Origin of the sequence: Flavobacterium sp. (assembly GCF_013823965.1) — a bacterium.
Lineage (GTDB): Bacteria > Bacteroidota > Bacteroidia > Flavobacteriales > Flavobacteriaceae > Flavobacterium.
This window is the reverse complement of sequence record NZ_PNNA01000012.1, coordinates 69,964-83,897: the sequence shown is the minus strand read 5'-3', so window position 1 is coordinate 83,897 and position 13,934 is coordinate 69,964. Positions and strand designations below refer to the sequence as shown.

Genomic DNA, 13,934 nt, shown 5'->3' with positions numbered 1-13,934 from the left:
GGCTCTCTTTTGAAGAAATTCTTTCGTTTCTGCATTCGCGAAAAAACTTGTTGGATGCCGTAGTTTTCAGTGGCGGAGAATGTGTTTTGCATAAAAACATCATTCCGCTAATTGCCGAAGTCAAAAAAATGGGTTTTTTGGTAAAAATTGACACTAACGGAAGTTCTCCTGACGTGACGCAGCAATTGCTAAACCAGAAACTAATTGATTATGTTGCCTTGGATTTTAAAGGACCAAAATCCAAATTTAAAGCCATCACAAAATCAGATTTGTACGAACCTTTTGAAAAAACTTTGGACGTGATTCAAAAATCTGGAATTCCCTTTGAGGTTCGCACCACTTATCATTCTGATTTGTTGACAGAAGAGGATTTGATGGAAATGATTCGTTTTTTGGAATTCAAGAACTATGCAGGCAATTATTACATTCAATATTTTAAAAATAATGTGAAAACGCTTTCAAAACTGGGTCATTCCAACAATAGAATTGATTGCGAAAAATTAGCAACACCAACAATAAAAATTGTTTTAAGAGAATAAATTAATTTCAAATATTAAAAAAAATGTTTTCAAAAACATGCGAATACGCCATTCGGGCTTCTATTTTCATAGCCTCGCAATCTTATCAAGACAAAAGGGTTACCGTAAAAGATATTGCCGAAAAAATTGATTCCCCAAAATCATTTACTGCCAAAATTTTACAAACTTTGGTCAAAAACAATCTCGTTTATTCCGTTAAAGGAATAGGTGGCGGTTTTGAAATTCCAAAAGAAATTCTAAACCAAATCAAGCTTTCCCAAATTGTAATTGCCATAGATGGTGATTCCATTTTTACGTGTTGCGGTTTAGGACTTGGCAAATGCTCTGAAATTCACCATTGCTCCGTACACGAAAAATTCAAGGAAATCAGAAGTGAAATAGTATCGATGTTGATCAGCTCCAATCTAGAAGAACTCGCCATAGACATCAAATCAGGGGATTCTTTTTTGAATAACTGGGATAGGAAAAAACATTAATTTACAAAATGAAAATATTTTTTTGAATAAGCGGTTACGTCTCAATAGTTGCTTAATTTATAAAAACCCTCTTTTCAAAAGAAACCATTCAAAAAATCATTCTGGCGCAAATTGTTACCGCTATTGATGGCGACTCCGTTTTACCGGTTGCGGCTTGGGAATAAACCTTTGCTCAGAAAATCATCCTTGTCCGCTGTATCACAAATTCAAGGCAATTAGAGCCGAACTGGCATCCATACATATCAACACCTACCTAGCAGAACTCGCGTTGGACATTAAAACAGGAAATTCCTTTTTAAAACAATAGTTTATCGCTACCGTTTTCTAATATTCAAAAAGAGAAAAAACAACCACTACCTTTTGCATAAAAAATAAAATTCCAACAAAAAAACAAGCCCACTTATGTAATTAAGCAGGCTTGTTTCCTTAAGCAAATATCGAAAATAAGATCTTAAGCTACTAATTCAGGTATTTTAATTTCAACTATTTTTGCTTTATATGATTTGAGTTGGTTTTGAATCTCGGCAATGCGATCTTCCAAGAAATGGGAAGATGAAAACATTGTTTGATAATATCCAATTCCTTCAATCATATTATTTTTGAATGCGTTCCATTTTTTAATTTGGCTCGCAGTTAAATCTGCAGTGGTTTCACTGATTTCGTTCATCAAATAATCAATGTACATTTTCAATTCCTTGAGGAAAAGATTCGGACGATTGGCATCCATCATCACCGTGGCATTGCCATAAATGTGCTGCACCATTTTAGAAAGGGAAACTTCCTTGTCAAAATAAGCCATATTGGGTCCAGGACAAATGATCACGCCTTGGGATTGTCCCGTAATTTTGATGTCGTTTTCTAAATAGGACGCATTGGCAAGACCTACACAAAGGCACGCTTTTTCGGTAATGTTAAATTTCATTTTTTCGAAAGTTGAAGCCGACAAAGTGTCTTTTATTTCGGCTAATTCTCTCAATTTCACGTCTTGATATTTTTTCGAAGAAGTACAAATTCCTTCCGCACCAAATTCTTTGCTTAGCGCCAAAAATCGTTTGGGACAAGAACTTCCCGCCTTATTGTCATCAATACGTTTTTGTTTGAACATTTCGTTAGTAGTGCCTCGCAAAGTGTTAAACGGAACTCCCAATGGCGAAATATGACTCAAATACAAATCTTTTTCTTTGGCGTTCATCAATAATTCACGTGTTTCGGCGTCAACTGAAGTGGCTTCAGGAACCAATAAAAATGGTGTCCCCCAACCCACGGAATCCACGTTGTAATAATCTATCAAAAAATTATGCTCTTCGGCAGTTCCAACGCCACCTTGAACGGTAATTTTTAAATCCAATGGTGTTTCAGGCGCGTATAATTCTTTTTGACCCAAGGCTTTCACCATTAAATCGTGTGCCGATTGTACTAATTGGTCTTTTTTCTGTTTGAATTCTTCCAATATTGGCCCCAATAAAAAACCATCGGTAGCAAATGCATGCCCACCACAATTCAATCCGGATTCAATTCTATATTCCGAAACCCAAAGCCCTTTTTTGGCCAAGAAATTCCCTTGTATCATCGCTGAACGAAAATCGCTCACTTTGAGGATAATTTTCTTTTTAAGATTATTGTTGAAATCTGGAAAAAAAGCAGAAAAATTTTCGAAATAAGCGAATAATCTTGGATTCATCCCAGCAGAAAGCACCACCGAAGAAGTCAAATTACTATTGGCAAACCCACGAAGCGCGGCGTGTGCATCATTAAACTCTACCGGCAATTGTTCGTCTTTGACAAAATTATCCTTGTCCAGTTTGGTCATGATATTCACGTCGATTTCTCCAGGAGAAAGATTGGTTTCAAGGTAATGTTTAATGTTTTCCTTGAATGCAATTCCATCATCCATCAAGCTTTCCAATCCTTTTTTAATTTCGGATTTGTTAGGCAACATGGCGATATAATTTTCCAAAGCTACTTTGCTTTCGGCCAATTCTGTTTTGAAACTTTCGAATTTTTCTTTTACGATTTTGTCAACCAAGTTTAAATAAGACGTAATTCTTTCTGCACGATAATCATGAATTTTTTTGGTGATTTCGTGGTAAGGAATGTCGAATTTCTGGCTGTAAAAAGCCCTCATTTTTTCAATTAATTCATCATCAGCGATTGAAACTACTGAGGAAATGCCATACTTTGCCACTCGAATAGGACTATCGATCGTGAACGCCAATCCCATAACGGGAATGTGAAAAGTATGTAACGGTTTTGTTGTTGTCATGCGTAAAATTTGGTTTATTATAATATGAGCGACAAAGGTCGTAAAAGCCTTTAGCATAAAACCTGATAAATGTCATAATCCCTTTTCCAGAATTAAAAAACCATTGCGACATTAAAAATAATTTATCAAAAAAAGGAATTACATAACTATTTTTCAATTTATTGTTTTTTAAATATGCGTATCTTTGCGACAATATCATTTCTGTTAGCTGCAGAAAATATTTAATAACAGGACAATAAAATTGATTAAAGATGAAAAGTCTTAAAGAACGAATACTGGAACTGAAAAAAGAGAAAAATGCAGTTATTTTGGCGCATTATTATCAGGAAGCCGATATTCAAGATGTGGCAGATTATGTGGGTGACAGCTTGGGATTGTCCCAAGAAGCGATGAAAGTGGATGCCGACATTATCCTTTTTGCGGGTGTGCATTTTATGGCCGAAACGGCAAAAATATTAAACCCGTCCAAGAAAGTAATCCTTCCCGATTTGAAAGCAGGTTGTTCGCTTGCCGAATCCTGTCCTCCGGAAGAATTCAAAAAATTTACCGAAGCACATCCCGACCATATTGTCATCACTTACGTGAATTGTTCCGCCGAAGTAAAAGCCTTGACCGACATCGTGGTTACTTCGTCCAATGCCGTAAAAATTGTGGAATCCATCCCAAAAGACAAACCCATCATCTTTGCTCCGGACAAAAACTTGGGTAAATATGTGATGGAAAAAACAGGCCGCAAAATGTTGCTTTGGGACGGTTCTTGCGTGGTGCACGAAGCTTTTTCATTAGACAAACTGATTGCGCTTTACAAAGAAAATCCAGACGCCAAAATCATTGCGCACCCGGAATCGGAAACGCATATCCTCAAAACGGCCAACTACATTGGTTCGACTGCCGGGATGATTGATTTTGTAAAAAAAGACCCAAGCAACAAATTTATCGTGGCCACCGAAGCTGGAATTCTTCATAAAATGAAACAAGAAGTTCCCGAAAAAATATTGATTCCAGCTCCTTCAAACGAGGACAACACTTGCGCTTGTAGCGAATGCGGTTACATGAAAATGAACACTCTGCAAAAAGTGTACGATTGTTTGCTCAACGAAACTCCAGAAATAACTGTTCCAGAAGATATTATGAAAAAAGCATTGGTTCCCATCGAACGCATGCTTGAATTATCCAAATAATGATCCAAACCAATTACCTAATCATCGGTTCCGGCGTGGCAGGATTGACTTTTGCCGTTAAAATTGCCGAGCGATTTCCAGACAAAAAAATAACAATTGTCACCAAGGCAAACGAAAACGAATCCAACACTCGCTATGCCCAAGGAGGAATTGCAATTGTCACCGACAAAATCGACGATTCCTACGAGAAACACATTCAGGATACCTTGATTTGTGGCGACGGTTTGTGCGACGAATCAGTGGTAAAAATGGTCATCACCGAAGGACCGAAACGATTAAAGGAATTGATTGAATGGGGCGCCAAATTTGACAAAAACAACCAAGGAACCTTGGACTTGGGCAAAGAAGGCGGCCATTCCGAAAACAGGGTTGTTCATCATAAAGACCAAACGGGACAAGAGATTCAACGGGCTATTTTATCCCAAGTACATCAAAAAGAAAATATCACGGTTTTAGATTATCATTTGGCGATTGATTTGATTACTGAAAACAACAACTGTTTGGGAGCTTATGTTTTAGACCAGAAAACAAAGGAAGTACTCACTTTTCAATCCGATTTTACCTTACTGGCCACTGGCGGAATTGGGCATCTTTATGGACACACCTCCAACCCAGTAATTGCTACAGGCGATGGAATTGCAATGGCTTATAGAGCCAATGCAGTTATCAAAGAAATGGAATTTATCCAGTTTCACCCCACTACTTTATACAATGCTTCCACCGGAACTTCGTTCTTGATTTCGGAAGCCGTTCGTGGTTTTGGCGCCTATTTGCGTACCAAAAAAGGCCATCGCTTTATGCCTGATTATGATTCCCGTGGCGATTTGGCTTCACGCGACATTGTTTCGCAAAGCATCGATTTGGAACTCAAGAAAACGGGCGATGATTGCGTATATCTAGATTGCACCCATTTGGATTTGGAAGGTTTCAAAAAACATTTCCCGATGATTTATGAGCACTGCAAAAGTGTTGGTATCGACATTGCCAAAGATTGGATTCCCGTGGTTCCGGCCCAACATTACCTTTGTGGCGGTATCGTGGTGGACAAAAACGGAAAAACTTCCGTGGAAAACTTGTTTGCTTGTGGCGAATGTTCCCGAACCGGATTGCACGGCGCGAATCGTTTGGCCTCCAATTCCCTTTTGGAAGCCTTGGTGTATTCGGATAAAATATACCATTATTTAGAAAATCATCCTTTAGAAAAAAACACATTTACTGGAACCGTTACAGATTGGAAACCGACTTCGAAACCCGAAATCAATCCTGATTATGTGGTCAAAACCAAAGCAGAGTTACAACTTTTGATGCGTCAAAATGCAGGAATTGTACGCAACGACACCGATTTGATTAAAGCCAAAGAACAACTTTCCCATTGGAAAAACGAGGTGGAAGAACAAATAAAAAGCCACAACGTAAATCCTGAATTGTATGAATTGCAAAACATGATTACCATTGGTAGCTTAATCGTTCAACAATCCATTAATCGTGACGAAAATCGTGGTGGATTTGTAAAAATTAATCCAAAAAAATCGTAAACACAGAACTGACATCCATAGTATTTTTAGTTCTTTTAAAATCCAAAAGCAACGTTCAAAAAGGAATTTCTTCCCTTTCTGGGAATGTTGTTCCAATCTGAAAAAGTGGAATAATAAGTATCGAAAATATTCTCGATTCCAGCTTTTACACTACATTTCACTTTATAAAAAGCAAAGGAATATCCCGCATCAAAATTCAAAATGGCATACGATGGCGTTCTGTCTTCTCCATAAAAAGGACTGTATTGCGTTTGAGTGGCATTTCCCTGAACGGCAATTTCCGACGAAAAATTATGCTTTTTGAAATTCAAGGAAGAAGAATATCGCAACGGACTTATGAAAGGCAAATTTTTGTCTTCGAAATCTTTGCCATAACTGTAAACCAATTGCCCTTTCCATCTCCAATCAGTTGAAAACTGGTATTCTAAATTCAAGTCGGCATTGAAAATGGTGGCATAATCCAATGCCGTGTAGATTTTTACACCGCTGGCCCCAATGGTCATTGGAACCAAAGTCTCGTCTGGTTTTCCCACGATATAATTGGAAACATGAAAGTAGGAAGACGACATTTTCGCACTCCATTTTTGAGTTTTATAACCAACAGAAACGTTTCCTTCCATTGAATTTTCGTTACGCAATCCAGGATTTCCAATGTAGTCGTAACGGTCAAAACTATTGAACAAATAAAATCCATAACCCTCGGAAACCGACGGAGCACGTTCGCCATACGCCAACCCAAAACCATAAGAAAAACCATTTTTATCAAACAAATAATTGGAAGAAATGCTTTTTAGAATTCGGGTTTTGCTGTCTTTCATATCGGGATAAAAAATCTGCAAACTTTCCAAACCCAATTGACTGGCAACTTCGTTAAAATGATTCGCCAAACTTCCGGAAAATTTCAAACTCGAACGGTCATTCAATGCCAAATTGTCTTCCAAAAACAAAGCCGAATAAAACGTTTTCACGTCTGGCCAAGTGTACATAAACATTAATTTTTCGTTGGAATCCGCTGGATACATCGTCATTTCGGCAACGGACCGATTGTAAAACGAGTTCAAGTCGGCCACAAAATGGTGACTTTTGAAAATTCCTTTCACTTTAGAATAAAACCCGAAAGTGTCGCTCCAACCCGGCATATCCATGTGAATGGGAACCGAAGGTCGCTTGGTATCATCCATTTTGTGGGTGATGGTATTGTAGTATATTTTGGTTTCCCAATTTGTCATTGCGAGGTTCGAAGCTATCATCCCTGATTTTGGAACATATTCATATTTCAAGGAGGTGATTAATGCTTCCGCCAAGGATACATCCATCGGCAAGGCCGGATAACCCACATCGGTCGCTTTATCATAAATTATCGAACCTTCCAGTAATTTATTTTCGGTCAAAGAAACACCGGAAGTTGCCGAAACATTGAATTTGCGGAACTGCGAAAACAAAACCTCCTGACCATTTCCATCGGTATAATTCCCGGCATCCCGAAACATGAAATCGGTATCGACATAAAACGAACTATCCGCATAATTTACGGCCGAACCCAAAATCTTTTGCTGGCTGTTGGTTTCAAAACCCGTGTTCATGGAAGCATTCCAACCCAAATCCGAAAATCCGCTGCGATTTCTTTGCAAATCTATCGAACCGCCTATGGTTGAACCATGACAGCTGCCTTGCTGACCTGATTTTATGGTGGCTTCCGACAGATTGGAAACCTCGACATAGGAAGTAATCGGATCCATTTTATCGGTGCAAGCTCCAAAAACACGCATTCCGTCAATGGTGACCAAGGTTCTTTCGGTCGTCATGCTGTTAATCATTGGTTCCCAAGCATAACTGCCTCGCCGAATCATGTCCACTTTGGTGGATTGTTGCAGATATTCATCAATCGAAGCCAAGGGTTTGGCTTGTTTTTGATACAATTGTGCTTTTTTGCCAATGACAATCACTTCCTTCAATTCTTTTGGAGTTAAGGTATCGGCAGGTTTTTCTTGCGCAAAAATCACTGAAAAAACAAGAAAACAGCTTATGGAAATTATAACGTTTTTCATTTTGAAAATTGTAAAATCATCTGTGCCAAAGCTCAGACCTTAGCACAGATTTTTATGTTTTTAAAACTCTATTTCAAAGTAAATACTGCTTGCAGGAACAGCATCAGTGATGGTCTCTCCTTTTAAAACAGTTCCCGAAGCATTCACCAATTGCAGGTTGATTTTCCACAAACCGGTCATGGTCAACGACAATTTTCCGTTGTATAAATTACCGGCAGTTGTTTGGGTTAAATCCATATTGTTGGGAGAACTGTGATTGCCCATACTTGGCATTCTTGGATCAATTTTCAACTTGAAATTATCCACAACCGGAAAAGTCATCATGTCTTGCATTTTCCAAACCCCGGCCACCATGTCGTTGATTCCCACTTTTGGATGATGTGGATCTACGTAAGCCGCAATATATTTCACATTGTCCGAACCTGTAAAAGTAGTCACTCTTTGTTTTGCGGAAGCAGGAACATCAATAACTGACGTTACGGTATAGGCTGTGCCATTGATGGTGTAGTCAATTTTTAAATCCCAATATTCCGTGGCGTTTTGCGCCATTTGGAAAACAATGTATCCTTCATAAACAGCTCCGTCTGTTGACATTTTTGTCACCGGTGATTTAGGACAAGAATGTGTCATCATTGTCATGTGCATCAAAGGCATCCAGGAAACGGTGGCATTTGTTATGTATTGATTGCTTGTTTTGTCCTTGATTTTCAATGCAATTTCGTTAAAACCTTGCTCCAAACCGCCCATATGTTTGTATAATTCTATGGTATGGGTCGTGTTCGAGATTTCTTTAAACTTGGTCAAGCCCTCTAATTCGTCGATTGATGTTGCCCCATTATCTGAAGTGCATGAAGCAAAAATGGCTACTAAAACCAATGGCAGTATTCTTAAAATTTTCATTTTATATTTTTTAAATTTTGATAATAAAAGACCCGTCGATAGTATCATTATCGAATAAAGTCACTGTAAAAACTTGAAAAATTATGAAATGAAAATCGGCGGATGAAAAACCGAAGCACTATTCAAACGAAAGTATAAATTAGAATAGTTGCTGTTTGTTTTTTCTGTTTCGAAAAAATAAACGGGAGCAATTTTGAAAGATTTGATTTCCTCCAAAAACAAAACTTCAAATTGTCGTGAAGGCACTTTTTTATCGGAAGAAATTGGAGCGTCATTTTCTGAAGTTTTGGCAAGCTCTTTCATCAAATGGCATTTACCGTTGCAATGCATTTTGGGCTTGGCTTTATTGACACAAAGCACCTTGGAAATATATTCGTAATTAACAACATAGTCTATGACCGGAAGCACCGGTTTTAATAACATAAACAACGCTAAAAGGAATAAAACATTTTTCACGACACAAATATAGGCCTTCAATTAAAATTATTTTTATGATTCCGGTCATATTTTTTTTAACTTTATAAAAATTAAATTTGTGGCCATAAGATGTATTTGCCAAGTAAATTACGAAAAATACATAAATTTACCCAACATCAGTTATGCAAATAGATATTGATTTACTTTATTCTTGGGGCGCTGTTGCCAAAAAATACAAGAAAAATGAAATTATTTTTGATGAAGATGAAGTAGCTAATTTTTACTATCAAATTCTTGATGGAAGTGTAAGATTATTCAATTCGAATGACGAAGGCAAGGAATTTACCCAAGGTATTTTTTGCAAAGGAGACGGTTTTGGCGAACCACCATTGTTTATCAACGAAACTTATCCTTCTAAAGCCGTAACGATTCAAGACTGTACCATCATAAAATTATCAAAGGACAAGTTTTTTAAAATCTTGGATGAATATCCGTCAATCCAGAAATTCTTTTTGTTTTTATTTGCCCAAAAAATTCATGCAAAATCAAAGACATCAAAAGAAATCATCAATCAAAAACCCGAATTTAGAATTATCGCTTTTTTAAATTCGTTCAAGAAAAAATCAGGATGCACCAATGAAAGAATCTTGGTTCCTTACACCCGTCAAGAAATCGCCAATTATACCGGATTGAGGGTAGAAACCGTTATTCGGGTTTTTGCCCAAATGAACAAAAACAATAAAGTGGAAATTATCAATCACAAAATATATTATTAATGTTGAAGATCAAATTTTGGTTGAAAATTTCGTTGCTAAACCTTTGCATTGTTGCCGCTCTTGGTGTTTTGATGCGCTATAAAATAGGTTTCGAATTTCCGTATTTAGACCAAAAACACTTGCAACATTCCCATTCCCATTTTGCTTTTGCGGGTTGGCTAAGTCATACTTTAATGGCGTTGATGGTCTATTTCCTTCAAACAAAAATCACAAATTTCAACGGAAATAAATACAAATCCATCATCATTGCCAACCTGATTTGTTCCTACGGAATGCTGGTTTCCTTCATCATCGAAGGCTATGGATTGGTTTCTATCGTGTTGTCCACGGCATCCATATTCGTTTCCTATGTTTTTGCCTACCGATTTATCAAGGATATAAAAGTATTGGATGCTGATTGCATGGCAAAAAGTTGGTTAAAAGCGGCCGTGTTTTTCAATGTCATTTCCTCATTGGGCACTTTTTATCTGGCTTACATGATGGCGAGCAAAAATGTCGTGCTGGATTTGTATCATTCCTCGATTTATTTTTACCTGCATTTCCAGTACAACGGCTGGTTTTTCTTTGCTTGCATGGGCTTGGCTTTCGGTTTTTTTAACCTTCGAAAATCCGAACATTCCTTTTATGAAACTTCGTTCAAATTATTTACCGCAGCTTGTGTTCCAGCATATTTTTTGTCCACGCTTTGGCTAGACTTACCTGTTTGGCTTTATGTAATTACAGTTATCGCTGCCATAATCCAAGTTTTTGCATGGTTCAAACTTTTGATAATTTTAGTAAAAACAAGGAAAGATTCCCTGGAAAATTTTTCTCCATTATTGCGATACGTTTTGTGGTTCGTGAGTTTTGCCTTGAGCATCAAATTATTACTGCAATTGGGATCGACAGTTCCTTTGCTCAGTGAGTTGGCTTTTGGCTTTAGACCCATCGTCATAGCCTATTTGCATCTGGTTTTATTGGCCATAATCACCCTGTTTGTATTGTTTTACATCTATTCCAATCATTTGATTATCATCAACAAAAATATAAAATATGGAATACTCGTATTTTCGATTGGCGTCTTGTTGAACGAAATCGTTTTGGCGATTCAAGGCTTGGCTTCCTTTAGCTACATCCCAATTCCTTACGTGAATTACATCCTTTTTGGCATCGCCATTATTTTATTGATTGGAATTGGAACCATCGCCCATTTTTCCATAAAAAAAATTAAAAACAATCCTCCCTTATAAATTCCCGAACAAAACAAATTATAACCAAGGCCTTTTAGAAAGGCTTTTTTTATGGATTTAATTTTTCAAAAAAATAATAGTAGATAAATTTGTCCACTATTATTTTGTTTTTATATATTTGCATTATCATTAAGAATAAAAAACAAACACAATGAGTAGAGAAAAGAAATTATGGATTGGTTTTGCATTGGTCACAATCATATCCTTTTGCGTTTTGGGTTATTATGGCCACGAAATTTACCAACAGGCTCCTCCTGTTCCCGAAAAAATAATTTCGGAAAACAAAGAAGTTGTTTTTACAGAAGAGGAAATCAAAGACGGCCAAAATATTTGGCAAAGTATGGGTGGCCAGGAAGTGGGAACCATTTGGGGTCACGGAGCTTATGTTGCACCGGATTGGACAGCCGATTGGCTTCACAGGGAAGCTGTTTTTATCTTGAATATTTATGCCAACAAAGACTTTGGAAAGAATTTTGATGCTTTGGACAAGGAAAAACAAGCGGCATTGAAAATTCGTTTGCAGGCAGATTTGCGTGAGAACAAATATGACGAGAACACAAAAACCATAACCATTTCACAAAACAGGGTTTTGGCCATCAAGTATTTGAGCAACTATTACAAAGGCTTGTTCATGGGTGCGCCAGAATTTGACAAACTGCGAAAAGATTATGCCATCCCCAAAAATTCCATCAAAGACGAAGCGAGAATGCACAAAATGAATGCCTTCTTCTTTTGGGCAACTTGGGCAACGGTTACTGAACGTCCCAATTCAGACGTATCCTATACGCACAACTGGCCTGCCGATGATTTGGTTGGAAACAAAGCCACCACCGATTTAATGGCTTGGTCCGGAGTAAGCATCATTTTGTTGATTTTGTGTATCGGACTATTGGTCTTTTACCACGCAAAATCAGGAGAGGACGAAACCTTGCCCACTCCTGCGGAAGATCCGCTTTTGAAACAAGGAATGACGCCATCAATGCATTTGATAAAGAAATATTTCTGGGTGGTTAGCCTGTTGATGATTGTGCAAATGTTGTTGGGAATCATTACGGCCCATTATGGTGTTGAAGGTGCCGGTTTTTATGGAATTCCACTAGACCAAATCTTGCCTTATGCCGTAACGAGAACTTGGCACACCCAATTGGCCATATTTTGGATTGCCACTGCTTGGCTTGCCACAGGATTGTACATTGCTCCCGCGGTTTCCGGCAAAGACCCCAAATTTCAATGTTTCGGAGTAAACTTCCTGTTTATCGCCTTGTTGATTATTGTTGTGGGTTCCATGGTAGGACAATGGTTTGGAGTAATGCAAAAACTAAATCTAATCGAGAATTTCTGGTTTGGTCATCAAGGTTACGAATATGTGGACTTGGGTCGTTTCTGGCAAATATTCTTGCTTGTTGGTCTTTTCTTGTGGTTGGCATTGATGGTACGTCCGCTTTTGCCAATATTAAAAAGAAAGACCGAAGAAAAAAACTTGATTATCATGTTTTTGATTTCCTGTTCTGCCATTGCCCTTTTCTATTCGGCAGGATTGATGTGGGGAAGACAAACCAATATTGCCATTGCCGAATATTGGAGATGGTGGGTTGTCCATCTTTGGGTTGAAGGATTCTTCGAAGTTTTTGCAACGGTTGTAATTGCTTTCCTTTTTGTCCGCCTGGGGCTTTTGAAAACAAAAACGGCAACGCTCAATGTTTTATTTAGCACCATCATATTTATGTCTGGGGGAATTTTGGGAACTTTTCACCACTTGTATTTTACCGGAACTCCAAGTGCCGTGATGGCTTTGGGAGCTACTTTTAGCGCTTTGGAAATCGTGCCTTTGACACTTATCGGTTATGAAGCATTTCATAATTACAAACTTTCCAAATCGACAAAATGGATAGATGATTATAAATGGCCCATCTATTTTATGGTTGCGGTATCATTCTGGAATTTCCTTGGAGCTGGAATCTTCGGATTCATAATCAACCCACCAATTGCCTTGTACTATGTTCAAGGATTGAATACCACGCCATTGCACGGACACACTGCTTTGTTTGGAGTTTATGGAATGCTTGGAATTGGATTGATATTATTCGTTTTGAGAAGCTTGTACCGAAATGTACAATGGAACAACAAACTGATTGGAACTACTTTCTGGTCATTAAACATCGGTTTGTTTTTGATGGCGATGTTGAGTTTGTTGCCGATAGGAATTTGGCAAGCGATTGAAAGCATCGAAAAAGGAATGTGGTATGCCCGTTCCTCTGAATTGATGCAGGAACCAACAATGGTATTCTTGAAATGGCTTCGTGCAATCGGAGACAGCATCTTCGGAATTGGAATCGTGGCCTTTGCCTGGTTCGTATTCGATTTAACTTTGAAAAACAAAACCAATAAATAAAAGAAAATTGCAATACATTCGCAAAGGTCAATGTATTGCTTTTTTAGGTTACTCTACTTTAAGTTTAGAAATTGGATTTTATTTAAAAAAAGGTTAAAAACAAGCCTTTTTATGATTGCACTCATAAAATAAGTGTTTGAAAATTAAGTGCTTTGCTTCATAAACTTAAGTATTTTAA

Annotated in this window: 11 protein-coding genes; 7 read left to right on the top strand and 4 right to left on the bottom strand. The window is 37.7% G+C overall.

The window, feature by feature from the left end:
* On the top strand, positions 1 to 539 hold a 539-nt coding region (locus tag C0430_RS01460), incomplete at its 5' end, for an anaerobic ribonucleoside-triphosphate reductase activating protein (RefSeq protein ID WP_290864735.1).
* A gap of 23 nt (positions 540 to 562) precedes the next feature.
* Positions 563 to 1,015, top strand: coding sequence for an Rrf2 family transcriptional regulator (locus tag C0430_RS01455; RefSeq protein WP_290864733.1), 453 nt, complete (start codon positions 563 to 565; stop codon positions 1,013 to 1,015).
* 451 nt (positions 1,016 to 1,466) lie between these two features.
* Here the strand turns inward: C0430_RS01455 and C0430_RS01450 are convergent, their stop codons facing one another.
* Positions 1,467 to 3,278 (bottom strand): hypothetical protein, encoded by a 1,812-nt coding sequence (locus C0430_RS01450; RefSeq protein ID WP_290864731.1) that lies wholly within the window; start codon positions 3,276 to 3,278, stop codon positions 1,467 to 1,469.
* 251 nt (positions 3,279 to 3,529) lie between these two features.
* Between C0430_RS01450 and nadA the strand changes: the two genes are divergently transcribed.
* Positions 3,530 to 4,459 (top strand): quinolinate synthase NadA, encoded by a 930-nt coding sequence (gene nadA / locus C0430_RS01445; protein ID WP_290864729.1) that lies wholly within the window; start codon positions 3,530 to 3,532, stop codon positions 4,457 to 4,459.
* The gene (nadB, locus tag C0430_RS01440) at positions 4,459 to 5,994 is read left to right on the top strand and encodes an L-aspartate oxidase (RefSeq protein WP_290864727.1); all 1,536 of its coding nucleotides are present in this window, start codon (positions 4,459 to 4,461) and stop codon (positions 5,992 to 5,994) included. Before nadA ends, nadB begins: the two co-directional genes overlap by 1 nt.
* A 35-nt stretch (positions 5,995 to 6,029) precedes the next feature.
* On the opposite strand, the gene C0430_RS01435 is transcribed toward nadB, so the two are convergent.
* The 3 genes from C0430_RS01435 to C0430_RS01425 all read right to left on the bottom strand — a co-directional run bounded on the left by C0430_RS01435 (position 6,030) and on the right by C0430_RS01425 (position 9,419).
* Positions 6,030 to 8,042 carry a TonB-dependent receptor gene (locus C0430_RS01435; RefSeq protein WP_290864725.1) on the bottom strand — a complete coding sequence of 671 codons (2,013 nt, stop codon included), beginning with the start codon at positions 8,040 to 8,042 and terminating at the stop codon, positions 6,030 to 6,032.
* A gap of 60 nt (positions 8,043 to 8,102) precedes the next feature.
* Positions 8,103 to 8,942 carry a hypothetical protein gene (locus C0430_RS01430; protein ID WP_290864723.1) on the bottom strand — a complete coding sequence of 280 codons (840 nt, stop codon included), beginning with the start codon at positions 8,940 to 8,942 and terminating at the stop codon, positions 8,103 to 8,105.
* 81 nt (positions 8,943 to 9,023) lie between these two features.
* A complete protein-coding gene (locus C0430_RS01425; RefSeq protein WP_366559281.1) occupies positions 9,024 to 9,419 on the bottom strand; it encodes a hypothetical protein in 396 nt (131 codons plus the stop codon).
* 122 nt (positions 9,420 to 9,541) lie between these two features.
* Here C0430_RS01425 and C0430_RS01420 point away from each other — a divergent pair, with 122 nt between their 5' ends.
* The 3 genes from C0430_RS01420 to C0430_RS01410 all read left to right on the top strand — a co-directional run bounded on the left by C0430_RS01420 (position 9,542) and on the right by C0430_RS01410 (position 13,756).
* The gene (locus C0430_RS01420) at positions 9,542 to 10,135 is read left to right on the top strand and encodes a Crp/Fnr family transcriptional regulator (RefSeq protein WP_290864721.1); all 594 of its coding nucleotides are present in this window, start codon (positions 9,542 to 9,544) and stop codon (positions 10,133 to 10,135) included.
* Positions 10,135 to 11,364, top strand: a complete 1,230-nt coding sequence (locus C0430_RS01415; RefSeq protein WP_290864719.1) for a hypothetical protein — start codon at positions 10,135 to 10,137, stop codon at positions 11,362 to 11,364. Before C0430_RS01420 ends, C0430_RS01415 begins: the two co-directional genes overlap by 1 nt.
* Before the next feature lie 151 nt (positions 11,365 to 11,515).
* Complete coding sequence (locus tag C0430_RS01410; protein WP_290864717.1) at positions 11,516 to 13,756, top strand: nitric-oxide reductase large subunit; 2,241 nt, start codon at positions 11,516 to 11,518, stop codon at positions 13,754 to 13,756.
* Positions 13,757 to 13,934: the final 178 nt, after the last annotated feature.